Genomic DNA, 24,227 nt, shown 5'->3' on the forward strand with positions numbered 1-24,227 from the left:
TCGATAGTTGAACCGAATGCTTATTCTGCATGCTTGCAATAAAGACTAAAGACACAGCTACTCACAGAATTCGCCCTCATCTGTACCCGCTGAAAAACCCGGTAATCACCTGACTCATCGCGGCAGCGAACAACGTCTAGCCTCAAAGCCACTCCCTCAAGCAAGGATGCTTCGATGTTGAACGCTGTACGTCTAGCGGGCTGCGCAGCCCTGATTCTCATAGCCTCGGCGGTTTCCGCCAGCCCATGTCCCGACTGGTCACCTGCCAGAGCCCACAACGAGATTCTGTCTTTGCAGCAACAAATCGGCCAATGGGACGACAGCTATCACCGGGAAGGCGTCTCGCTGATAGAAGATGAAATTTATGATCAGTCCCGCCAGCGGCTGAATGCCCTGCGTTCCTGCTTCGCCTCAGGCATTTCCGAAGGCAACCCACTGAAAACAGCCAGAGGGCCACTTCCTCACCCCGTTCCCCATACCGGCGTCACCAAGCTGGCAGACGACCGAGCGGTGCAGGCCTGGCTGAAAGGTCGCAAGGACGTGTGGATACAGCCCAAAGTCGATGGCGTGGCGGTCTCACTGGTGTATAAGAACGGCAGGCTGAGCAAGGCCATCAGTCGTGGCGACGGCGTCAACGGCCAGGACTGGACACATCAGGCACAACTCATATCCGCCATTCCCAAACAATTGCCGCAGCCTGACCCCATGGTTCTGCAAGGTGAACTGTACTGGCGCCAGACCGCGCATGTACAGGCCACGGCAGGCAGCATCAACGCCCGCAGCAAGGTCGCCGGATGGATGGCTCGGAACGACATGAGCGCTGCAGAAGCGCAACAGATCGGTTTATTCGTCTGGGACTGGCCCACCGGGCCGACGACCCTGCAAGAACGAATCGCCGGCCTGAAAGCCATGGGGTTCGACGACAGCACCGCCTACACCCAGCCGCTGGAAAGCTTTGACCAGGCCAGGGACTGGCGGGATTACTGGTACCGCAATGCACTGCCATTTGCCACTGACGGCATCATCATGCGTCAAGGTGAACGTCCGCCCGCCCGGCGCTGGCAAGCCAAGGCACCGTACTGGATAGCAGCCTGGAAATACCCCTACGCCCAGGTGCTGGCAGAAGTGCGCAAGGTCAACTTCAATATCGGACGCAGTGGCAGGATCACCCCGGTGCTGGAGCTAAGCCCTGTGCGACTGGATGACCGGACCATCAGCAGGCTCAGCGTCGGTTCACTGCAACGCTGGCAGACGCTGGATATCCGACCCGGCGATCAGGTTTCCCTGAGCCTTGCAGGCCTTACCATTCCACGCCTGGACAAGGTGGTTTCACGCAATGGCGAAAGAATTGTGCTGACGGTTCCACAACAAAGCGATTTTCATGGTCTGAGTTGCTGGCAGCCGACACCTGGATGTGAAAGTCAGTTCCGGGCAAGACTCGTATGGCTCAGCAGCAAGAAGGGGCTGGCATTACCGGGAGTTGGACCGGGAACCTGGGACAAACTGATCGAAGCCGGCCAAATCAACGGTCTGCTCGACTGGATGACCCTGGATCGTGCGCAGCTTGCTAAGATTCCAGGGTTCGCAGAACGCAGCAGCACAAGACTGTTCGACAGCCTGCAGATCGCTCGCGAAAGGCCGTTTCAGACCTGGCTTGTCGCTATCGGTCTACCCCCGGCAGGCAGGCTGAATCCGGAGATGGAATGGCACGAGCTGGCTGCAAGAAGTGTCGAACAATGGCAAAGCGAACCGGGTATAGGCCCAGGAAGGGCCGCACGACTCTGGCAGTTTTTTCAGGACCCGCAGGTGCAGGCATTGCGCGAGCAGCTACGGGAGCAAGGTATCGCAGGTTTTTAATATTTTTTTCATCGCCCGCGTGACCGGACGTTATGGTTTTTCAAGGAGTTCACATGAAGTTTCTTTCCACCCTTATTCTGCTCGGCAGCTTCACGCTGTCAGCCCCCTCGTTACTCGCCGCCGAACAGGCCCCGCCTCCATCGGAGTGCCTGGTCAAGAGCCAGGAGATCAGCAGCAAGATTCAAGAAGCCAAGGCCGATGGCAATAAACGTGAGCAGGCAGGCCTGGAAAAAGCCCTGAGCGAGGTCAACGCCAACTGCACCGAAACATCATTGCTCAAGCAGCGGGAACAGAACGTGCTGGATGCCAAGCGCGAAGTGAGCCGCCGCCAGAACGACCTGAACAAGGCCATGGCCAAGGGCGACCCGGAGAAGATCGACAAGCGCAAAGACAAGCTCGCCGAGTCGCGCAAGCAATTGCAGGAAGCCCAGACCGAGCTGGAAAAAGTCCAGTAGGAGAATCGGGCGGCGCTCCGCTTATTCGCGAATGAATTCGCTCCTACGGGGTATTTGGTTTCAGTGATTCCTGAATTCCCGGTGACAGGCCTGGCACGCAGCCTCGACCTTGTCGACTGCGGGCGCCAGGTTACTGGCTGAAAACGGCCTGACGCCGGATGCCGTCACCAGCTCGCCGGTTGCGGTTTCAAGGGCACGGGCCATGTCCTGAAAGCGTGTTTGTTTCTGCCAGACCGCATCCGTTGCGTTTGTATGGCCGGATTCCCTGACCTGTGGAAAATGCTTCCAGGGTTCATGGGCCAGGCTGTCGAGACGGATCGCCCCATCGCTGAAACGCTGACCATCGAATGCGATGCGCCCGCGCAACATGCCCCCCAGATCCTCACTGGTCTTGAGCATTTCCTTGAAGATCGCCTTGCGCTGCCCCAAGGGCGAGTCGGGGTCGACACCGCCGCAGGCGCTCAGTACCAGACAGCAAAACAGGACAGCACACAGTCTTTTCAAATCAGGGCTCGATGCATCGGATGGGCAACGGTGGCCAGTGTCCTCGGCCACCTTTGAAGAGACGTGCAGCAATGCCGCACTCAGGCAGCCGGAAAAGCCGAAGCTACAAACATTCCTACAATGGCAGCAAGACCGATCAGCCACACCACAGAACGCATGGTAGCCAGATCGGCAACGTAGAAGATGATGTAGAGCAACCGACTGGTAATGAATAGAACGGCCAGTACATCGATAGTGACCAACTGCGCATTGCCCGCTATATGAGCAATGATGACCGCAGCAGCGAAAGCAGGAGTGATTTCATAACTGTTCAATTGCGCCGCATGGGCGCGCTTGGGAAAACCCTCCAGTGAGTCGAGAAAGCTTCGTGGATCGCGATTATGCCTGTTGGTGTACCTGCCACTTCCGATCTTGGCTATGGCAGCACAAACGATCGGCAAAAGGATCGCAATCAATACGCACCAGAATGCAACTGTCATACCTCAACTTCCTATAACTTGAACTTCATTAGAAACATGCCGAGCAATACCAGCCCGCAAGCCAACAGCCGAGGGCGACCAAAAGGCTCTTTCAGATAACGCATACCGAACAGCACCACCAGCACTACGCTGACCTCCCGCAATGCCGCAGCTTCGGCAACCGACCCCAATTGCATGGCCCAAAGCACCAGCGCATAGCTGAACAGGACACACAGCCCGACGCACAGCCCCAATTGCCACTGCTCTCGCCAGAACCCCATGAAGGCCGAGCGCTTGTGACAGACCGCAAGGAACGGAAAAGGCCAGGCGCTGATCAGCGTCAGCCAGACCAGATAGTCCAGCGGATGTGCTCCCAAACGAATGGCTTGCCCGTCGATCCAAGTGTAGCTGCCGATGCATACGCCAATCATGCCCACCACGGGTAACATCGACCATGGCAGACGAGCGCCACCTCCACCCTGCCAAAGCAGACAGACCATCCCCAGAGGAATCAGCAAGATCCCGAAAATCTGCTGCCCACTCAATTGCTCGCCCGCAAACACCAGAGTCAGCCCCAGCACCACCAACGGCGAAAGCCCCCGCATCAGCGGATAGACCAGCCCGAGGTCTCCGACCCGATAAGCCTTGATCAACAGATAGCGATAAAGCAGCTCGAAAAGCGCCGAAGCCACCAGCCATGGCCAGATATGAGTTTGCGGAGCGGTGACAAACCCCAGCGCCAGAAGCGCACAGAGCAGAGCCACGGCATCCATGCTGGCAATCACGAGCAGCCGTTCGACACTGAATTTGACGAGGGTGTTCCATATTGCATGCAGCACCGCTGCCATCAACACCAGAACAGTTGCCAGCACTCATACTCTCCTTCAAACAACTCTATGCACCTGCGCGAGCATAGTGGATTCGGCGGCTGCCCACAGACTTGCCGTGGAGAGAGCTGCTGCGATTGTCGAAGCGATTGGCTAAGATGCCACGACCGCCGCCTGCCGCTGGCGGGTCATGGATGCCCAGGAGTAGGAATGTCCACCGAAGAGGATATCGCCATCGTTGGCGGTACACCGATGATCCCAGATCAGCGCCGCGAGCTGATGCTTCGTCAATTGCGCAAGCACCAGGTACTCAGCGTGCACCAGTTGATGGAGATGTTCGATTGCTCGCACATGACCATCCGCCGCGATATCGCCGTGCTGGAACAGGAAGGACGCGCCTATTCGGTGACCGGTGGCGTGCGTATCGCCAGCCAGGTCCACAGCGAACCCAGCCATCAATCCAAGGCTGTCGTGGAGTTGCCCCACAAGCAAGGCATGGCCAGGCTCGCGGCCGGGCTGCTGCACCCGGACATGACCATTTATCTGGACGCCGGCACCAGCACCCTGGAGATCGTGCCGCATATCGTGGCGCTGTCCGGCATGACCGTGGTCACCAATGACTTCGGCATCGTCAACGCCCTGGCCGATGCCTCTCATGTGGATGTCATTCACACCGGTGGCCTGCTCGATCATCCCAATCGCTCCAGCGTCGGCGGGCTGGCTGCTGCGACATTGCGTCAACTGGCCACGGATGTGGCGTTCCTGTCCACCAGCTCATGGGACCTGCAACGGGGCACCACCACACCTTCGGCGCTGAAAGTCGAAGTCAAACAGGCGGCCATGCAGTCAGCATCACAGACCGTGCTGATCGCCACCAGCTCAAAATACGGCACCTTCGGCATGTACAAGGTTTCGGCCCTTGAACAGTTCGACACCATCATCACCGATGCCGCGCTGGCAGAAGCCGCAGCCGATGGTATTCGCAAGCACCGTATCGAGCTGTTGCTGGCGCCGGTCGGGAATAAGCGCTGATCTTATTGTTTCGCGAATGAATTCGCCCACAGGTGCAGGAGCGAATTCATTCGCGAAGTCGGTATTCCGATAAGCGTCAATTGCCAGTATCCACGCGCTCTGACAGAATCGCGAATCGTTCTCGTTATTTAACACATTTCCATTCGAGGCCATTCGTGTCGTCAGCCCCAAGCACTCATAACGAGATCGTTGGCGTGTTGTATCGCGACCATCGCAGCTGGCTGCTGGCCTGGCTTCGACGCAATGTGGCCTGCCCGCAGCGGGCCGAAGACCTGAGCCAGGACACTTTCGTACGCCTGCTGGGACGTGACGAACTCAAGACCCCGAATGAACCACGCGCCTTTCTGGCAGCGATCGCCAAAGGTCTGTTGTTCGACTATTTCCGCCGCGCAGCGCTGGAACAGGCTTATCTCAATGAGCTGATGCTGATCCCGGAAGCCGAACACCCTTCCCCGCAGGATCAATTACTGATCCTTGAAGACCTCAAGGCCATCGACCGGATGCTGGACAAGCTGTCGAGCAAAGCCCGGGCGGCGTTTCTGTACAACCGTCTGGACGGCCTGAGCCATGGCGAAATCGCCGAGCGTCTGGGGGTTTCGGTTTCACGGGTGCGGCAATACCTGGCCCAGGCCATGCGCCAGTGCTACATCGCCCTTTATGGCGAGCCGACATGAAATTCGCGGGTTCAAGACCCGTTTCCGCCCACGTGCTGGATGCCGCCATTGCGTGGCAACTGTGCCTGGATTCCGGCGACGGGATCGAGCAAGACGAATTCAGCAAATGGCTGGCCGCCAACGAAGAGCACGCCCGGGCCTGGAGCCAGTTGGGCATGCTCAACCAGCGCTTCGCCATTCCCGCAGGTCCCGCACGCAAGGCCTTGCAACAATCACCCGGCACCCTTCGCCGTCGCGTACGCAAATTGGGCGGTGGGCTCGCCGGAATATTGCTGAGCTGCGGGCTGGCGCTGTTCATGAGCGAGCGCTACCTGCCGCTGGATTACTGGCTGGCCGACCAGCGTACCGCAACCGGCGAACAGCGGGACATTCGTCTGGCGGACAACACCCTGATTCGTCTCAATACCCACAGCGCAATCGATGTTCACTACGACGCGCAACAGCGTCGGGTCGTGCTGCAGGATGGGGAAATACTGGTCGAAACCGGCAACCATGACGATCCACGCCCCTTCATCGTCGAAACCAGCGACGGCAGGATGCGCGCCCTGGGCACTCGCTTCCTCGTCAGGCGCGAAACCGATGGCACGCGTCTGAGCGTGCTGCAATCGGCAGTCGCGGCCAACCCTCGTGACAACGGCAACGAGCAGGTCTTGCGCGAGGGCCAGCAGGTCCTGCTGACGGCAAACGGGCTCGGCCCGCTGCTGAGCCTGCCTTCAGGCGTCGATGCCTGGACCCGCGGCATGCTGGTCATGGACAACGCCCGCCTGGGCGACATGCTCGACGAACTGAGCCGCTACCGGGTCGGTTATCTGGGTGTGTCGCCTCAGGTCGCGGACCTGCGGATTACCGGCAGCTTCCCGCTGGGCAATACCGATCTGGCCCTCAAGGCCTTGACGCCGACCTTGCCGGTGCAGATCGTGCAGCACACGCCATGGTGGGTGAAAGTCCAGGCCCGGACCGGGCAAAACGACGGCGCATCGCCCGAAAAACCCTGATCCCGAAATATTTTCACCAGCAGCCCTGTCACTTTTTCAGACTCGTGCGGCAGAGAGGCAATAGATACCGTTTGCCCTGGAGCCTTGTATGTCTCGCCCGCTTGAAACCCTTATGCGTCCCAGCCTGCTGGCATTGGCAATCGCCCTCGGCGCACCGCTGGTGAGCACCGCGCCGATTGCCGCCGAACAGGCTTCAAGCGTTCGCGCCTACAACCTGCCCGCCGCCGCGCTGTCCACCACGCTGAATCAGATTGCCAGTCAGGCAGGCCTGGCCCTGGCGATCAACCCATCGCTGGTCAGCGGTCGCACGTCAGCACCGGTGCAAGGTCAGTTCGAGGCCACTGCGGCCATGCGTCAGGCCTTGCGTGGCACAGGGCTGCAACTGGTGCAGAGCAGCGCAGGCACTTACAGCCTGGAAGCCGCACCGGAAGGGACACTGGCCTTGCCGGAAACCACCATTCAGGGCTCGCAGGGTGACAATGAAACCGCATGGGGCCCTGTCACGGGTTATACCGCGACCCGCACGGCGGCCGGCAGCAAGACAGACACACCTATCGTCGAGGCGCCGCGTTCGATCTCTGTGGTGACCCGCCAGCAAATGGATGATCGCTCCGTACTCAACCTCAATGATGCCCTGCGCTATACCGCTGGCGTCGTCAGCAGCGGTTATGGCTCCGACTCGCGCAACGACTGGCTGCGGATTCGCGGCTTTGTCCCGACCCAGTTCCTCGACGGCCTGCCCATGCCGGTCGGCTCCTATGCCAACCCCAAGCCCGAGCCATGGAACCTTGAGCGCATCGCGGTCCTGCGCGGCCCGTCGTCCTCGGTCTACGGCCAGACACCTCCAGGCGGCATGCTCGACATGGTCAGCCGCCGCCCGCAAGCCGAAAGCAGCAACGAAGTCGGCCTGCAGGTCGGCAACAATGAACACAAGCAGATCAATTTCGACAGCACCGGCAAGATCGACGATGAAGGCCAGTTCCTGTATCGCGTCAGCGGTGTCGTGCGTGACAGCGGCTCGGCCATCGACCACATCCCGGACAAGCGCTACAACATTGCGCCCAGCGTGACCTGGAATATCGATGACGACACGCACCTGACGTTCATCTCCCAATACACCCGTGACGATACCGGGATCACCGGCCAGTTCCTGCCCTTGCAGGGTACAAAGCTGGAGTCGGCCAGCGGCAGGATTTCCCATCACAAGAACCTGGGGGATCCGGACTGGGAATTCTATGACCGCACCTACTACGCGCTGGGCTACGCATTCGATCATCGCCTGAACGATGTCTGGCAGTTCCGCCAGAACCTGCGTTACACCAAGAGCGATCTGTCGTTCCAGGCCCTGAGCGTCAACAATGGTCCGACCGCCGTCGATGCGAACGGCAACATCGGGCGCACCACAGGCGTGGTCAACGAAGACATCAGCCAGTTTGCCGTGGACAACAACTTCCAGGCCGACTTCCAGACCGGTGCCTTGAGCCATACCGTATTGCTGGGTCTGGACCATCAGCGCTCCAATACCAACTACCAGTGGCTGTATGGCTTTGGCAACGTTCCAGGCACCAACGTCAACCGCCCGGTGTACGGCGCTGACTTCTCCAACGTGCTCTATTCGTCACTGTACGACTACAACCAGAAAACCCGGCAGACCGGCCTTTATGCACAAGACCAGATCTCTCTGGACAAGTGGCGCCTGACCCTGGGCGGTCGTGAAGACTGGGTGCATACCGGCACAAAGTTCTATAACAACAACGATGTGACCAGCACCCAGCGCGACAAAAACTTCAGCGCCAACGCGGGCTTGAGTTATGTCTTCGATAACGGCTTCACGCCGTATATTTCCTACACCGAGTCGTTTCAGCCTGCGACCGGCGCAGGCGTCAGCGCCACCGAGTCGTTCAAACCCACCGAAGGCCGTCAGTACGAAGCAGGCCTGAAGTATCAACCACCCGGCTCCAGAACCCTGCTGACGGCGGCCGTATTCGACCTGCGCCAGAAGAACGTATCGATCACCGAGAACAACATCACCAGTCAGATCGGCGAGATCAAGGTCCGTGGCCTGGAGCTTGAAGCCACTTCGGACGTGACTGACAACCTGAAGCTGATCAGTTCCTATACCTACACCGACAGCGAAATCCTCAAGGGTGACGACAAGGGCAACCGTGTCCCGCAAGTACCGCGCAATCAGGCCACGGCCTGGGCTGACTACACCTGGCACAACGGCGCACTCGATGGATTCGGCGTCGGCGCAGGCGTACGTTATGTGGGTGACACTTATGGCAACCAGAGCAATACCGCTCTGGGCCATGTAGGCTCCTACACCGTCTACGACGCTTCGGTACATTACGACCTGGGCCGCCTGGCCAGCAGCCTGAAAGGGGCTTCGGTGGCAGTGGATGCCAAGAACATTTTCAACAAGGACTACCTGGCAACCTGCGATGGCTTCTGGTGCTACTACGGCGATCAGCGCAACGTCGTCGCCAGCGTCAATTACAAGTGGTGATTTGACACACATTCCAAAGGCCCTCTGATTGTCAGCGGGCCTTTTGCTTTTGGAACATGCAATGAAAAGCCAAACCGTGCGCCGCTGGTCCATCATCCATACCTGGAGCAGCCTGATCTGCACACTGTTCCTGCTGATGCTGGCGATCACCGGCCTGCCGCTGATCTTTCATCACGAGATTGACCATCTGCTGGGCGATGCACCGCACTACCGGGAAATGCCCGCCGACACACCGCGCCTGAACCTTGAACAACTGGTTCAGGCCGCCGAGGCCCACCGGCCCGGTGAAGTGCTGCAGTATTTCGGCTGGGACGAAGACGATCCCAATGGCGTCATGGCAATTACCGCAGCGACGGCAGGCACCGAACCCAATTCGTCCCATACCTTCGCTCTGGATGCCCGTACCGGTGAAGCCCAGGAAATGCCGTCGGCCAACGGCGGCTTCATGATGGTCATGCTGCGCCTGCATGTGGATATGTATGCCGAGCTGCCGGGCAAACTGTTGCTGGCATTCATGGGGTTACTGTTTGTGGTCGCGATTGTTTCCGGGACCGTGCTGTATGCGCCTTTCATGCGCAAGCTTGAATTCGGCACCGTGCGCGCAGGCAAGTCCACGCGCACCCGCTGGCTGGACCTGCATAACCTGATCGGCGTTGTGACCCTGACCTGGGCGCTGGTGGTGGGTGTGACCGGAGTGATCAGTGCCTGCGCCGATCTGTTGATTGCCTCGTGGCGCAACGATGCTCTGGCGACCATGATCGAACCGTACCGCGACGCCCCGCCGCTGCTCCAGCGAGCCCCTGCCACACGCCTGCTGGACATCGCCGAAACCGCCGTGCCGGGCATGAAACCGGATTTCATCGCCTTCCCCGGCACGCGCTTTTCCAGCGAACACCATTACGCCGTGTTCCTCAAGGGCGACACGCACCTGACCGCTCACCTGGCGACGCCGGTCTTGATCGACGCCCAGACCCTGCAGGTCACCGCCATCGTCGAACGGCCCTGGTACATGGATGCTCTGGGCATGTCGCAGCCGTTACACTTCGGTGATTACGGCGGCATGCCGATGAAGATTCTGTGGGCGGCGCTGGATGTACTGACCATCATCGTGCTGGGCAGCGGGCTTTATCTGTGGTGGGTAAGACGTCGAACGCAGGTGAAACCATGAAAAAGGGCTCGACCTTTGCCGTGCCCGGTCTGGTTGGCGCGCTGACAGGCGCGGGCTTGTTCATGGCCCTGCTGGGCGATGGCTGGTGGGATACCCTGGCCTGGGTCGGGATGGGGATTGCGGCGGGGTTGAGTATTCGGGGATTGATGAAACGTCGGGGATGACCTTTTTTAGCGAATGAATTGGCTCCTACGCCACCTCGCAGGAGCGAATTCATTCGCGAAAACCGGATTGCAGACCCACAGCCCGCTGACTAGTCTATGAATCTGTACCCGCCGAGGAACATTCATGTCAGCACCTACCATGACGTTGTATTCCAACCCAGCTTCTCCCTTCGCCCGCAAGGTGGTTGTCCTGCTGCATGAAACCGGACAGCTCGACAGAGTGAAGTTGCAGACGACACTGCTCACACCGGTCAACCCTTCTGCCGAACTCAACGATGACAATCCTGCTGGCAAGATCCCGGCCTTGCGCCTGGCTGACGGCAATATCATTCATGACAGCCGGGTGATCCTCGACTATCTGGATCACCAGCACGTAGGCAACCCGCTGATCCCTCGTGAAGGCTCGGCCCGCTGGAGGCGTCTGACCCTGGCTTCGCTGGCCGATGCCCTGATGGACGCTGCTCTGCTGATCCGTTACGAAACGGCGCTGCGTCCTCAGGAAAAGCACTGGGATCAGTGGCTCGATAACCAGCAGGAAAAGATCGAGCGCGCCCTGAGCTATTTCGAGCAGGACGCAATCACCGAACTCAGCTCATCCTTCGATATAGCCTCCATCAGCGTGGCAGCCGCCCTTGGCTATCTGGACTTCCGTCAGCCGGACCTGCGCTGGCGCAGCAGCTATCCGCGGCTGGCCAACTGGTACGCCGACGTCAGCCAGCGGCCATCGATGCTGGCGACCCAGCCGTTCGTTTGATCGCGATTTCAGCCCGTGACGTCAATCAGCAATCGGGCTGGTCAGCGGTATAGCGACGCGCCGGATTTACTGCGGCATCGAACTCGCGCAGGGCCTTGGCACCAATCAGCAATGGATAGTTGAAGTGGCTGCGATCCACAAGGTTCACTTCGACCGTGCGCTTCTTGTTGCCCAGGCACAGTTCAAGATCAACGACCGGGCGCTTGGCGGAATCGATGGCTTCATCGTCGTCATCGCCCTCAGCGCGGCCCTTGATCGTGCTGATGCGGGAAACCTTGTGTTCGTAGACTTTCCTGTCGGCATCCTTGGTCGCCAGACGGAAACGTACCCAGTCCTCGCCATCACGCTGGAACAACTCGATGTCCTTGGCCGACAGGGATGCTGTCAGTGCACCGGTGTCCATCTTGGCCTTGAAGGTCTGGCCGATCTCGGCGACCTTGATGTTTTCATAGCGACCATACAGCGTCGGTTCGGCGGCCATGACAGGCAACGCCAGCAGGGACAACAGCGCCAGAATCGGTTTCACGTGGCAAGTTCCTCGCAGGGGGCAGCGCCTTATTGACGCCCGGTTTTAGACAGCGAACTTGAAGTTTGTTCGGATATGACCAGCATAATCGTCAGCGCGTGAAACATTTGTAAGCACCTGTGTAATTGGCGCGGCAAATCAGTGTCTCTATCATTGCCAACCTTGAAGAGACTCAAGAGAACCTTATGCGTCGAGTGCTTTGTGGCTGTTTCGTCACCCTTCTGCTGCTGATCAACACCCTCGTGCTGATCGGCCCGCTATTGGTTTGCGCCCTGCTCAAACTGCTGTTCCAGGGGCATATGCGTGATCACTGCTCAGCGGCGGTGATGTGGTTTGCGGAAACCTGGGCGCATATCAACAAATACATCTTCGGCGCATTCACCCCGACCCGCTGGGAGATTCGCGGCCACGAAGACCTGCGCGGCGATACCTCCTACCTGCTGATCTGCAACCATCAGTCGTGGGTTGATATCCCGGCCCTTGTACAGGCGCTCAACCGTCGCACACCCTTCTTCAAGTTCTTCCTGAAAAAGGAACTGATCTGGGTACCGTTTCTGGGGCTGGCCTGGTGGGGACTGGATTACCCGTTCATGAAGCGCTACAGCAAGGCGTTCCTGGCAAAGCACCCGGAACTCAAGGGCAAGGATCTGGAAATCACCAAGGCCGCCTGCGAGCTGTTCAAGCGCCAGCCGGTGACCATCGTCAACTATCTGGAAGGCACACGCTTCACAAAAGCCAAACATGCGGCACAAGCATCGCCCTACAAGAACCTGCTCAAGCCCAAGGCCGGAGGCGTAGCGTTCGTGCTGGCTGCCATGGGCGAACAACTGGATGCGATTCTGGATGTGACGGTGGTGTATCCCGGCTCACGGATTCCGGGGTTCTGGGACATGCTGTGCGGGCGAGTGCCGAAGGTGATCGTCGACATCAAGACCCGGGAACTGGACCCTGCGCTGTGGCAAGGCGACTACGAGAACGATCCGCTGTTTCGCGAACGGATCCAGAACTGGGTCAACCAGCTCTGGATCGAAAAGGACGCCCATATCAGCGCCTTGCGTAACGAATCAGCTACCGGCACCCCATAGACCGCTCAGGCTCTGCAATGCGGAGCCGCTGGCGCCTTGCTGGCCGAGGTATTGCAGGATCACCGGCACAAACTGGCTGACCATGCTGCTGTCCATGCCCAGCGCCTTGAATGCGTTGTTCACGTCATCCATGTTCTGCACATTGCCCAACGCACTGCCGAGCGCCGAACCGCTTCCCGATTTGCCGCTGCCGCCCAGCAAGGCACCAAGCCCGCCGTCACCCAGCGTATTCAACGCGGAAAGCCCCGACAACTGATCAAGTCCCGGAACGGATTTAGTGAGTTGGGAATAATCGGGGCCGGTGAGTTTGTTCTTCGCCAACCCAAGTAAAGCGCCCGTACCGCCAACAGCCTGTTCGGGGGTGACATTCAGTTGTGTACCGAGGGTATTGAGCAGGCCGGCAGCCTCAGGTGCCGCCGTGGCTTTCTGATTACCGCCTGTGGCGTTGGAAACCGCATTGGCTGCGTCATTCAGATTGAACGCAAAAGCCGGGCTTGCCGCCAGGGCCATCAATGTAGCAAGTACCATACCGCGAGCAGTATTCATTACAGTCAACCTCTAACCGAAACCATCCAGTGGTGGATGATAAAACAGACGGTTTGACTGGAGGATGGAGGGCTTGTTCCCGCCAGAAACAGTTGAATACAGGTTATTTCCTACCCTGTAGGAGAGCGAACTCATTCGCGAATGAATTCGCTCCTATAGCTATCAGGCAGCGCTGAACAGCTTGTGCGGGTCGATCACGAATTTCTTCGGCACGCCCGCATCAAACTCGCCGTAGCCACGGGGCGCGTCATCCAGGCTGATGACTTCGACACCCACCACATCGGCGATCTTGATGCGGTCCCACATGATGGCCTGCATCAATTGACGGTTGTACTTCATGACCGGGGTCTGGCCGGTATGGAAGCTGTGGGATTTGGCCCAGCCCAGGCCAAAGCGGATACTCAGGCTGCCCATTTTCGCTGCGGCATCCACGGCACCCGGATCTTCGGTGACGTACAGGCCGGGGATACCGATCTTGCCGGCAACACGTACCACGCCCATCAACGAGTTGAGCACCGTGGCCGGCGCCTCGGACTGCGCACCTGTATGACCATGGCCACGCGCTTCAAAGCCCACGGCATCGATGGCGCAATCCACTTCAGGCTCACCCAGTAGCGCGGCGATCTGTTCGTGAAGTGGCGTATCCAGCGACAGGTCGGCGATCTCGAAACCCTGAGCCTTGGCGTGAACCAGACGCGTCGGGTTCACATCGCCGACGATCACCACCGCAGCACCCAGCAAGCGTGCCGAAGCAGCAGCCGCCAGACCGACAGGCCCGGCACCGGCGACATACACGGTGCTGCCCGGACCGACACCCGCAGTCACTGCGCCGTGATAACCGGTCGGCAGAATGTCGGAGAGGCAGGTCAGGTCGCGGATCTTCTCCATGGCCGCATCGCGGTCAGGCAGTTTCAGCAGGTTGAAATCGGCGTAAGGCACCAGCACGTATTCCGCTTGCCCGCCGACCCAGTCGCCCATATCAACATAACCATACGCTCCACCGGCACGTGCCGGGTTGACGGTCAGGCAGACGCCGGTGTGCTGCTCCTTGCAACTGCGGCAACGACCGCACGCCACGTTGAACGGCACCGAAACCAGGTCGCCGACCTTGAGGTTTTCGACATCGCGCCCGGCTTCGAGCACTTCGCCAGTAATTTCATGACCGAGCACCAGCCCGGTCTGGGCAGTGGTACGACCGCGAACCATGTGCTGGTCCGAGCCGCAGATGTTGGTGGAAACAACGCGCAGAATGACTCCGTGTTCGATGCGCTTGCCCCTTGGATCCTGCATTTTCGGGAAAGGAATTGTTTGCACCTCGACCTTGCCAGCGCCGAGATACACCACACCGCGATTACCAGACATGCTTTCACCTCTGTATTTTGTTGTTGGAAAAAAGAGGGGCGGTAGCTACAAGTGGCAAGCTTCAAGCGCCAAGAGGATCTCGCCAGCGTTCAACGTGCAGCTTGAAACTTGTCACTTGCAGCTCTACAGAACCACCGTTCTGTTGGCATTCAGAAAAACCCGCCGTTCAATGTGATACCCGACAGCGCGTGCCAGTGTCAGCCCTTCGATATCCCGGCCTTTGGCAATCAGGTCTTCGGGATAGTGGCTGTGGTCTACCACTTCGACGCCCTGGGCAATGATCGGTCCTTCGTCCAGGTCGTTGTTGATGTAATGCGCCGTCGCGCCCACCAGTTTCACGCCCTTGTTGTAGGCCTGATGGTAAGGCTTGGCTCCCTTGAAGCCCGGCAGCAGCGAGTGATGAATGTTGATCGCCTTGCCGTCGAGCTTGCGGCACAGGTCCGGTGACAGCACCTGCATGTAACGGGCGAGAATCACCAGTTCCGCACCTGAATCTTCGATGACCTGCCAGACCTTGGCTTCTTGAGAAGGCTTATCGTTCGGGTCAAGTGGGAAATGGTAGTACGGAATTCCGTGCCAGCCAGCCAGAGGCTCAAGATCGGGGTGATTGGAAACCACCGCCACCACATCCATGGACAACTGGTTGATGCGCTGACGATAGAGCAGATCGTTCAGGCAGTGGTCGGCCTTGGAAACCATGATCACGACTTTTGGCCGGTAGTTCGGTGCCGTCAGCTCGAAGATCATGCCAAAGGCTTCACCGCGCTCGGTCAGGCCAGAGCGAAAGGCCGCTTCGTCGAAGCCGTCGGGCTGACGGAATTCAACACGAATGAAAAAACGTCCCGAGAGCCGGTCATCGAACGAATGGTGTTCAGTGACATAGCAGCCCTGCTCGAACAGATAGCGGGTTACCGCATCCACCGTCCCCAGCACACTGGGGCAGTCGGCAGTCAAAATCCATGTATCAGGGGCGCGACTCATATAAAGGTGACTCCTGTTTACTGCCGCTGTTCGCGAATGAATTCGCTCCTACAGTGTCAGGGACACGGCGGAGTCTCCTACGCCTTGATGGTCAATCCGTATTCGGCACTGGCATCCTGCAGCCAAAGCCACCAGTAATCCGAGAAGCTGCGACGGATCAGCAGCTCCCAGGTTTCTTCGCCCGTGCGGCGAATCACCAGTTGCGACTTGGCGAACACGGTGCCAACGGCCTTGCCCACCGGGAAGTTGTCGGGGTGTACGTCATAGCTGGTGGACTTCATCAGCACTTCACGAACATTGGGGCCGGTCAGCTCCAGAATCGATTGGCCGCCGCTGACATTCACCACAGAGATATGCAGCCCCGACAGCGCTTCGCGCAGCCGTTGTTCGGTCGCAAACTCTTCGCCGGTGGGCACGATCAGCAGCCACTCATCCGGGCCGAGCCATTGCAGCGAGCTTTCGCCACTGCTGACCAATGTGAGCGCGGCAGGCAATTCCATGCCCAGAGCCTTGTGAACTCCGGCAGCGAACGCCGGATCACGAGCGTCGCCACGGAGGGTCAGATGGCCGAGCAGTTTCTTCTCGCGCAGCGTGACACCGGGGTTGGCGCGGCCTTTGCCGACCAGGCTGCCGAGATCGGCGTGGAACAGCGGCGATTCAGCCTTTACGCCCGCTTCGGGGCGCTGTTGGTATACGTTGACTGTGGTCATGGGACACCTGTCATGAATTCGGTTTTTTGCCGTAGGCGCGAATCGGGCGGCGCTCCGCTTATTCGCGCCTACAGTGTTATCACTCCACGTTCTGCTGATCGCCTTTCGGGTCGAAGAACACCGAAGAAACGATTTCGGCTTCGATCACGCTGCCATCGGCCAGCGGTGCAAAGACCCGCTCGCCCATGCGCTGCAAACCGCCCTTGACCACGCCCATCGCAAACGAATAACCCAGCGAGTTATGGGCATAGCTGGAGGTGACGTGGCCGACCATGGTCATCGGGATCGTCTGCTGAGTGTCGAAGACCAGTTGCGCGCCTTCCGGCAGCCATTGGGTCGGGTCGACCGGCTTGAGGCCCACCAGTTGCTTGCGTTGTTCACGCACGCAATCTTCGCGGTTCATGCCGCGCCAGCCGATCCAGGAGAACGGCTTGGTGCGACCCACGCACCAGCCCATGTTCAGATCGTCCGGGGTCATCGAGCCATCGGTGTCCTGACCGACGATGATGAACCCCTTCTCGGCCCGCAGCACGTGCATGGTCTCTGTGCCATAAGGCGTCAGGTTGTACTTCTTGCCTGCCTCGGCGATCTTTTCCAGAACACCCATGGCGTAGTCGGCCTGGATGTTGACCTCGTAGGACAGCTCGCCCGTAAAGGAAATACGGAACACACGTGCTGGCACGCCAGCCACCAGGCCTTCCTTCCAGGTCATGAACGGAAACGCTTCACGGCCCAGATCGATATCGGTCACTTCACTGAGCAGCTTGCGGCTGTTGGGGCCGGACAACGTCAGGGTCGCGTAATGATCGGTCACAGAGGTGAAATACACCTTCAGGTCCGGCCATTCGGTCTGCTGGTAGATTTCCAGCCATTGCAACACACGGGCCGCGCCGCCCGTGGTGGTAGTCATGATGAAATGATTGTCAGCGACGCAAGCGGTCACGCCGTCGTCGAAGACCATGCCGTCTTCCTTGCACATCAGGCCATAACGCGCTTTGCCCACATCCAGCTTGGTCCAGGCGTTGGTGTAGACGCGGTTCAGGAATTCACGGGCGTCCGGGCCTTGAATGTCGATCTTGCCCAGTGTCGAGGCGTCCAGCAGACCGACGCTTGCGCGCACGGCTTTGCATTCACGGGCGACAGCGGCATGCATGTCTTCACCGTTTTTCGGGAAGTACCATGGGCGCTTCCACTGGCCGACATCTTCAAACTCGGCACCGTTCTTGATGTGCCAGGCATGCAGTGCGGTAAAGCGTACCGGCTCGAAGATGTGTCCGCAGTGACGGCCTGCAATGGCGCCGAAGGTCACAGGCGTGTAGTTCGGGCGGAACATGGTGGTGCCCATCTCCGGGATGGAAACCTTCAGCGAACGGGCAGCAATGGCCAGACCGTTGACGTTGCCCAACTTGCCCTGATCAGTGCCGAAACCCAGCGCGGTGTAGCGCTTGACGTGCTCGACCGACTCGAAGCCTTCCCGGGTCGCCAGTTCGATGGCGGCGGCGGTGACGTCGTTCTGCAGGTCGACGAACTGCTTGGGTGCGCGGGCCGTGCCTTTTTCATGGGGCACATGGAACAGCGCCAGCGCCGGTTCTTCTGCGCGGCTCAGGGCTTTGGGCATGACGCCCTCCACCGCCTTGAAACCGGCCTCGCTGGCAGCACGAGCACCACCTTCAAAGCCGTCGGCCAGGGTATCGGCCAGGCTGTAGACGCCATTCACGCCGCCGACACAGACACGTTTCTGTGGTGCTTCGCCCGGTACGAAACCGAGAATGTCTTCACGCCAGACCGGCTTGCCGCCCAGGTGCGAAGCCAAGTGCACGATCGGGCTGTAACCGCCGGAGCTGGCAACCAGATCACACTCAAGCCATTCACCAGGGCTGGTAACGCTCAGTGTCTTGACGTCGATGGCCGCCACACGGGCAGCCGTCACGCGCTTGCTGCCACGGGTTTCGATCACAGCGCTGGAGGTAAGGATACGAATACCCTTGGCCCGCGCTTCTTCAACCAGCGGACCACGCGGGTTATGGCGTGCATCGGCAATCGCCACCACTTGCAGGCTGGCATCGATCCAGTCCAGAGCAACGCGATAGGCGTGATCGTTGTTGGTGGACAGCACCAGCTTGCGGCCCGGAGCCACGCCATAACGGCGAACATAAGTGGAGACGGCGCCAGCCAGCATGTTGCCCGGAACGTCGTTGTTGCCGTAGACCAGAGGGCGTTCGTGAGTACCGGTGGCCAATACGACACGCTTGGCGCGTACGCGATGCATGCGCTGACGCACCATGCCAATCGGGGCGCGATCGCCAAGATGATCGGTCAGGCGCTCATGAATGGTCAGGAAGTTGTGATCGTGATAGCCGTTGACCGTGGCACGAGGCAGCAGGGTCACGTTCTTCAGGCCCTTGAGCTCGTCGATAACAGTAGCGACCCATTCAGCGGCCGGTTTACCGTCAAGGCTCTCACGGCTGTCGAGCAGGCTGCCGCCGAACTCTTCCTGCTCATCGGCCAGAATCACCCGTGCGCCACTGCGCGCAGCGGCCAGGGCAGCGGCCAGACCGGCAGGCCCGGCGCCGACGATCAGCACGTCGCAGTGCTGGTTCATCGCATCATAACTGTCCGGATCGTTCTCGGTCGGCGAACGGCCAAGACCGGCGGCCTTGCGGATGTACTTCTCGTAAGTCATCCAGAACGATTGCGGGTACATGAAGGTTTTGTAGTAGAAACCCGGTGGCATCAGCTTGCCGCCGACCTTGCCGAGAATCCCCATCACGTCATTGTTAACACTCGGCCAGCCGTTGGTGCTGGTCGCCACCAGACCCGGATACAGCGCCTGCTGGGTAGCACGCACGTTGGGGATCTGGGTCGCTTCGGTAGAGCCGATCTGCAAGACCGCATTCGGCTCTTCGGAGCCCGCCGCGAAAATGCCGCGAGGACGGGAATACTTGAAGCTGCGGCCGATGATATCCACACCATTGGCCAGCAGCGCAGCGGCCAGGGTATCGCCCTCGAAACCCTGATAAGACTGACCGTTGAAGGTGAAATTCAGCACCTTGCTACGGTCGATACGGCCACCATGGGGCAGTCGGTTGGTCTGGCTCATGCCTTGTCTCCCTTGGCCGTGAACTGTGGCTTGGCGCCAATCGGATAGGTTTCCAGAATCTCGTAGGTCACGGTGTCGCGGGTGGCATTGAAGTACTGGCGGCAACCGGCAGCGTGAATCCACAGTTCGTGATGCAGACCACGGGGGTTGTCACGGAAGAACATGTAGTCGCCCCACTCTTCATCAGTGCAGGCGTTCGGATCCAGTGGACGCGGGATGTGCGCTTGGCCAGAGCTGTGAAATTCCTCTTCGGAGCGCAGTTCGCCACAGTGAGGACAGAAGATATGCAACATAAAAAACTCTCCTTCTTAAAACCTCGTGAGAACGTAGCGAGCAAAGGTAAGACAAGGCAAAAACAGGCGAGAAAGCGGAGTTTAGAATTCTAAATGAGCATTTCTCGCCTGTTTTTAACGCCGTATTACCGAGCGCAGTAGTTCTCACGTGGTTTTTGTTAGTGGGCGACCGCGGCAGCGCCATGCTCATCAATGAGGGCGCCGTTGTGGAAACGATCGATGGAGAAAGGCTTGGCCAACGGGTGCATCTCACCCTTGGCCAGGCTCGCGGCAAATACGTTGCCCGAGCCAGGCGTTGCCTTGAATCCACCGGTGCCCCAACCGCAGTTGAAGAACATGTTCGGTACGGGGGTCTTGGAGATGATCGGGCAGGCGTCCGGCGTGGTATCGACGATGCCGCCCCACTGACGGTTCATGCGCACCCGCGACAGCACAGGGAACATCTCGACGATGGCCTGGATGGTGTGCTCGATCACCGGGTACGAACCGCGCTGGCCGTAGCCGACCCAGCCGTCGATACCGGCACCGATCACCAGATCGCCCTTGTCGGACTGGCTGATATAACCGTGAACGGCGTTGGACATGATCACGCTGTCGATGATGGGTTTGATCGGCTCGGACACCAGCGCCTGCAACGGATGGGATTCGATCGGCAGACGGAAGCCTGCCAGTTTCGCCATGTGCCCGGAGTTACCGGCCGTCACCACGCCGACACGCTTGGCGCCGATGAAACCCTTGTTGGTTTCGACGCCGATGCAAACACCGTTTTCCTTGCGGAAACCGATCACTTCGGTCTGCTGGATCAGGTCCACACCCAGGGCATCGGCGGCGCGGGCAAAACCCCAGGCCACGGCATCGTGACGGGCAACGCCGCCACGGCGCTGGACCGTTGCACCGATGATCGGGTAACGCGTGTTTTTCGAGCAGTCCAGGTACGGAATCTCTTCGGCAACCTGTTTGCCATTAAGCAGTTCGCCATCCACACCGTTCAGGCGGTTGGCGCTGACCCGACGCTCCGAGTCGCGCATGTCTTGCAGCGTGTGGCACAGGTTGTACACGCCACGCTGGGAAAACATGACGTTGTAGTTCAGGTCCTGGGACAGGCCTTCCCACAGTTTCATTGCATGCTCATAGAGATGAGCCGACTCGTCCCACAGGTAGTTGGAACGCACGATGGTGGTGTTGCGTGCCGTGTTACCGCCGCCCAGCCAGCCCTTCTCGACCACGGCCACGTTTTTCACGCCGTGCTCCTTGGCCAGATAATAGGCCGTTGCCAGACCGTGACCGCCACCGCCGACGATCACGACGTCGTAGACTTTCTTGGGCGTCGGCGTGCGCCACATGCGCTGCCAGTTTTCATGATGGCTGAGGGAGTGTTTGAAAAGGCCGAAGCCTGAGTAATGCTGCATGAAGGGCTACTCCTGACTCAGCGATAAACCGGGAAATCGGCGCACAGTGCTGCGACCTGACTGGCAACGTTGGCCTCGACATCGGCATCACCGAGGTTGTCGAGAATGTCGCAGATCCAGCCGGCCAGATCGGTACATTGGGTCACCTTGAAACCGCGACTGGTGACGGCCGGGGTGCCGATCCGCAGGCCCGAAGTCACGAACGGCGATTGCGGGTCGTTCGGTACCGAGTTCTTGTTGACGGTGATGTGCGCACGGCCCAGAGCGGCGTCCGCATCCTTGCCGGTCAGGCCCTGACGAATCAGGCTGACCAGGAACAGGTGGTTGTCGGTACCGCCGGACACCACGTCGTAACCGCGATCCACGAAGACCTGCGCCATGGCCTGGGCGTTGTCGATCACTTGTTGTTGATAAGCCTTGAAACCTGGCTCCAGCGCTTCCTTGAAGCACACGGCCTTGGCGGCGATGACGTGCATCAACGGGCCGCCCTGCCCACCGGGGAATACGGCGGAGTTGAGTTTTTTCTCAAGGTCTTCGTTGGCCTTGGCCAGGATCAGGCCACCACGCGGACCACGCAGGGTCTTGTGGGTGGTGGTGGTCACCACATCGGCATAAGGCAGCGGGTTCGGATACAAACCGGCAGCCACCAGCCCGGCCACGTGGGCCATGTCGACGAACAGGTAAGCGCCCACCTTGTCGGCAATTTCACGGAAGCGCGGAAAATCCAGGGTTTTCGAGTAGGCCGAGAAACCGGCAATGATCATCTTCGGCTTGGTTTCCAGGGCGATACGCTCGACTTCGTCGTAGTCGATCAGCCCGGTATTGGTGTCGATGCCGTATTGCACAGCGTTATAAAGGCGACCGGAGAAACTCACCTTGGCACCGTGGGTCAGGTGACCGCCATGGGCCAGGCTCATGCCCAGCACGGTATCGCCCGCTTGCAGCAGAGCCAGATAGACAGCGGCGTTGGCCTGGCTGCCGGAGTGGGGCTGGACGTTGGCGTAATCGGCACCAAACAGCAGCTTGGCCCGCTCGATTGCCAGTTGCTCGACTTTATCGACATGCTCGCAGCCACCGTAATAACGCTTGCCCGGATAGCCTTCGGCATATTTGTTGGTCAGTCCGCTGCCCTGAGCCTGCATCACACGCTTGCTGGTGTAGTTTTCGGAGGCGATCAGCTCGATATGGTCTTCCTGGCGCTGCTCCTCGGCATTGATCGCAGCCAACAGTGCATCGTCATATCCCTGGATCTGGTCTTGCTTGCTGAACATCGCGGTTCTCCCAGCGGCGGCGTTGCGCCTGGCTTGTCGGCAGGGCGTTGAGCTGCCCTTTGGATGCGATGGTAGGGCCGACGCAAACCAGCCAAATGCCTATGGACGCCACACAAAGGTGCGTTTACGACATGGCTTGGCGGGGAGAGACAAATCGATTGGCGGATGAATCCGCTCCTGCAAGATCCGAAGGAGCGGGTTCATCCGGGAAAACTTACATTCAGGCAGGCTTGTCAGCGCGGAACATAGTGCGAATGCCACGCACGGCCTGACGGATGCGGTCCTGGTTTTCAATCAGGGCGAAACGGACATGGTCGTCGCCGTACTCACCGAAACCGATACCCGGCGACACACAGACCTTGGCTTCGGCCAGCAGCTTCTTGGCGAACTCCAGCGAGCCGAGGTGCGCGTAAGCAGGCGGGATCTTGGCCCAGACATACATCGACGCCTTGGGATTTTCCACCATCCAGCCCAGTTCATGCAGGCCTTTGACCAACACATTACGGCGCTGACGATACTGCTCGGCGATATCCAGCACGCATTGCTGGTCGCCTTCGAGCGCAGCAATCGCGGCCACCTGCAAAGGCGTGAAGGTGCCGTAGTCGTGATAGCTCTTGATCCGCGCCAGAGCACTGACCAGTTCCGGGTTACCCACCATGAAACCGATGCGCCAGCCCGCCATGTTGTAGCTCTTGGACAGGGTGAAGAACTCCACCGCAATGTCTTTGGCACCGGGAACCTGCATGATCGACGGAGCCTTCCAGCCGTCATAGACGATGTCGGCATAGGCCAGATCGTGAATCACCAGCACATCGTATTGCTTGGCCAGTGCAACCACGCGCTCGAAGAAATCCAGCTCCACGCACTGGGCAGTGGGGTTGGACGGAAAACCCAGGATCATCATCTTCGGCTTGGGGATCGAGCCACGAATAGCCTTTTCCAGTTCGGCAAAGAAGTCGACACCTGGCACCAGCGGTACCGAACGCACCTGGGCGCCGGCAATCACGGCACCGTAGATGTGAATCGGATAACTGGGGTTGGGCACCAGCACCGTGTCGCCCTGATCAAGGGTGGCGAGCATCAGGTGCGCCAGGCCTTCCTTGGAACCAATGGTGACAATGGCTTCACTTTCAGGGTCGATATCGACCTCGTAGCGCTTCTTGTACCAGTTGGAAATGGCACGACGCAGACGAGGAATACCCCGTGAAGTCGAATAGCCGTGGGTGTCTTCGCGCTGGGCAACGGTGACCAGCTTTTCGACGATATGCGGTGGCGTCGCCCCATCGGGGTTGCCCATGCTCAAGTCGATAATGTCTTCACCACGACGACGAGCCGCCATTTTCAGCTCGGCAGTGATGTTGAACACGTAAGGGGGGAGTCGATCTATGCGCGCAAAGCGGCGCGGCAAACCTTGGTCAGCCATGAGTATCTCGCAGACGTAAGCGCCCGGAACCGTCCGAGCGACGTTGGCCACATGAGGCGGCCTGCGGCGAAGATAAGTGCAGTAATGACGCTTTGTCTACAGATATCTGTGGGACCGAATTCATTCG

Annotated in this window: 23 protein-coding genes; 10 read left to right on the forward strand and 13 right to left on the reverse strand. The window is 59.3% G+C overall.

The window, feature by feature from the left end; translation table 11 throughout:
- The first annotated feature begins 174 nt into the window (after positions 1-174).
- The gene (gene ligB, locus CKW23_RS06325; protein ID WP_095067259.1) at positions 175-1,857 is read left to right on the forward strand and encodes an NAD-dependent DNA ligase LigB; all 1,683 of its coding nucleotides are present in this window, start codon (positions 175-177) and stop codon (positions 1,855-1,857) included.
- Between the two features lie 53 nt (positions 1,858-1,910).
- The gene (locus tag CKW23_RS06330; protein WP_038399737.1) at positions 1,911-2,312 is read left to right on the forward strand and encodes a DUF1090 domain-containing protein; all 402 of its coding nucleotides are present in this window, start codon (positions 1,911-1,913) and stop codon (positions 2,310-2,312) included.
- Between the two features lie 60 nt (positions 2,313-2,372).
- Here CKW23_RS06330 and CKW23_RS06335 read toward each other — a convergent pair whose 3' ends face one another.
- The 3 genes from CKW23_RS06335 to CKW23_RS06345 form a co-directional block, all read right to left on the reverse strand.
- Complete coding sequence (locus tag CKW23_RS06335) at positions 2,373-2,816, reverse strand: cytochrome c (protein WP_236249396.1); 444 nt, start codon at positions 2,814-2,816, stop codon at positions 2,373-2,375.
- 80 nt (positions 2,817-2,896) lie between these two features.
- On the reverse strand, positions 2,897-3,295 hold the full coding sequence (locus CKW23_RS06340; protein WP_025258217.1) for an MAPEG family protein: 399 nt from the start codon (positions 3,293-3,295) through the stop codon (positions 2,897-2,899).
- Positions 3,296-3,306: 11 nt separating this feature from the next.
- Positions 3,307-4,146, reverse strand: coding sequence for a DMT family transporter (locus tag CKW23_RS06345; protein ID WP_025258216.1), 840 nt, complete (start codon positions 4,144-4,146; stop codon positions 3,307-3,309).
- Positions 4,147-4,311: 165 nt separating this feature from the next.
- On the opposite strand from CKW23_RS06345, the gene CKW23_RS06350 reads away from it, so the two are divergent.
- The 7 genes from CKW23_RS06350 to CKW23_RS06380 all read left to right on the forward strand — a co-directional run bounded on the left by CKW23_RS06350 (position 4,312) and on the right by CKW23_RS06380 (position 11,394).
- Complete coding sequence (locus tag CKW23_RS06350) at positions 4,312-5,133, forward strand: DeoR/GlpR family DNA-binding transcription regulator (protein ID WP_025258215.1); 822 nt, start codon at positions 4,312-4,314, stop codon at positions 5,131-5,133.
- Between the two features lie 155 nt (positions 5,134-5,288).
- Positions 5,289-5,807, forward strand: a complete 519-nt coding sequence (locus CKW23_RS06355) for an RNA polymerase sigma factor (RefSeq protein WP_025258214.1) — start codon at positions 5,289-5,291, stop codon at positions 5,805-5,807.
- On the forward strand, positions 5,804-6,802 hold the full coding sequence (locus tag CKW23_RS06360; protein ID WP_025258213.1) for a FecR domain-containing protein: 999 nt from the start codon (positions 5,804-5,806) through the stop codon (positions 6,800-6,802). The genes CKW23_RS06355 and CKW23_RS06360 overlap by 4 nt, the downstream gene beginning before the upstream one ends.
- Before the next feature lie 88 nt (positions 6,803-6,890).
- Positions 6,891-9,308, forward strand: coding sequence for a TonB-dependent siderophore receptor (locus CKW23_RS06365; RefSeq protein WP_095067260.1), 2,418 nt, complete (start codon positions 6,891-6,893; stop codon positions 9,306-9,308).
- 61 nt (positions 9,309-9,369) lie between these two features.
- Entirely contained in the window at positions 9,370-10,476 is a 1,107-nt protein-coding gene (locus tag CKW23_RS06370; protein ID WP_025258211.1) for a PepSY domain-containing protein, read from the forward strand.
- Entirely contained in the window at positions 10,473-10,640 is a 168-nt protein-coding gene (locus CKW23_RS26560; RefSeq protein ID WP_038399736.1) for a hypothetical protein, read from the forward strand. Before CKW23_RS06370 ends, CKW23_RS26560 begins: the two co-directional genes overlap by 4 nt.
- Before the next feature lie 124 nt (positions 10,641-10,764).
- Positions 10,765-11,394, forward strand: a complete 630-nt coding sequence (locus CKW23_RS06380; protein ID WP_025258210.1) for a glutathione S-transferase family protein — start codon at positions 10,765-10,767, stop codon at positions 11,392-11,394.
- Positions 11,395-11,419: 25 nt separating this feature from the next.
- On the opposite strand, the gene CKW23_RS06385 is transcribed toward CKW23_RS06380, so the two are convergent.
- The gene (locus tag CKW23_RS06385) at positions 11,420-11,920 is read right to left on the reverse strand and encodes an ATP-dependent zinc protease (RefSeq protein WP_025258209.1); all 501 of its coding nucleotides are present in this window, start codon (positions 11,918-11,920) and stop codon (positions 11,420-11,422) included.
- 185 nt (positions 11,921-12,105) lie between these two features.
- On the opposite strand from CKW23_RS06385, the gene CKW23_RS06390 reads away from it, so the two are divergent.
- Positions 12,106-13,005, forward strand: coding sequence for an acyltransferase (locus CKW23_RS06390; protein WP_025258208.1), 900 nt, complete (start codon positions 12,106-12,108; stop codon positions 13,003-13,005).
- On the opposite strand, the gene CKW23_RS06395 is transcribed toward CKW23_RS06390, so the two are convergent.
- The 9 genes from CKW23_RS06395 to alaC form a co-directional block, all read right to left on the reverse strand.
- A complete protein-coding gene (locus tag CKW23_RS06395) occupies positions 12,985-13,551 on the reverse strand; it encodes a DUF2780 domain-containing protein (protein ID WP_025258207.1) in 567 nt (188 codons plus the stop codon). The genes CKW23_RS06390 and CKW23_RS06395 overlap by 21 nt on opposite strands.
- A 162-nt stretch (positions 13,552-13,713) precedes the next feature.
- A complete protein-coding gene (gene fdhA, locus CKW23_RS06400) occupies positions 13,714-14,913 on the reverse strand; it encodes a formaldehyde dehydrogenase, glutathione-independent (protein ID WP_025258206.1) in 1,200 nt (399 codons plus the stop codon).
- 123 nt (positions 14,914-15,036) lie between these two features.
- A complete protein-coding gene (gene purU, locus CKW23_RS06405) occupies positions 15,037-15,894 on the reverse strand; it encodes a formyltetrahydrofolate deformylase (RefSeq protein WP_025258205.1) in 858 nt (285 codons plus the stop codon).
- 77 nt (positions 15,895-15,971) lie between these two features.
- Complete coding sequence (locus tag CKW23_RS06410; protein ID WP_025258204.1) at positions 15,972-16,604, reverse strand: sarcosine oxidase subunit gamma; 633 nt, start codon at positions 16,602-16,604, stop codon at positions 15,972-15,974.
- A gap of 79 nt (positions 16,605-16,683) precedes the next feature.
- Positions 16,684-19,704 (reverse strand): sarcosine oxidase subunit alpha, encoded by a 3,021-nt coding sequence (locus CKW23_RS06415; protein ID WP_025258203.1) that lies wholly within the window; start codon positions 19,702-19,704, stop codon positions 16,684-16,686.
- Positions 19,701-19,997 (reverse strand): sarcosine oxidase subunit delta, encoded by a 297-nt coding sequence (locus CKW23_RS06420; protein ID WP_025258202.1) that lies wholly within the window; start codon positions 19,995-19,997, stop codon positions 19,701-19,703. Before CKW23_RS06420 ends, CKW23_RS06415 begins: the two co-directional genes overlap by 4 nt.
- Before the next feature lie 158 nt (positions 19,998-20,155).
- Complete coding sequence (locus CKW23_RS06425; protein ID WP_025258201.1) at positions 20,156-21,406, reverse strand: sarcosine oxidase subunit beta family protein; 1,251 nt, start codon at positions 21,404-21,406, stop codon at positions 20,156-20,158.
- Positions 21,407-21,423: 17 nt separating this feature from the next.
- Entirely contained in the window at positions 21,424-22,677 is a 1,254-nt protein-coding gene (glyA, locus tag CKW23_RS06430; protein WP_025258200.1) for a serine hydroxymethyltransferase, read from the reverse strand.
- Positions 22,678-22,897: 220 nt separating this feature from the next.
- Positions 22,898-24,100: an alanine transaminase gene (gene alaC / locus CKW23_RS06435; RefSeq protein WP_025258199.1), complete on the reverse strand. Its 1,203-nt coding sequence runs from the start codon at positions 24,098-24,100 to the stop codon at positions 22,898-22,900.
- Between the last annotated feature and the right edge of the window lie 127 nt (positions 24,101-24,227).

It is taken from the genome of Pseudomonas sp. Irchel 3A18, assembly GCF_900187465.1.
Classification (GTDB): domain Bacteria; phylum Pseudomonadota; class Gammaproteobacteria; order Pseudomonadales; family Pseudomonadaceae; genus Aquipseudomonas; species Aquipseudomonas cichorii.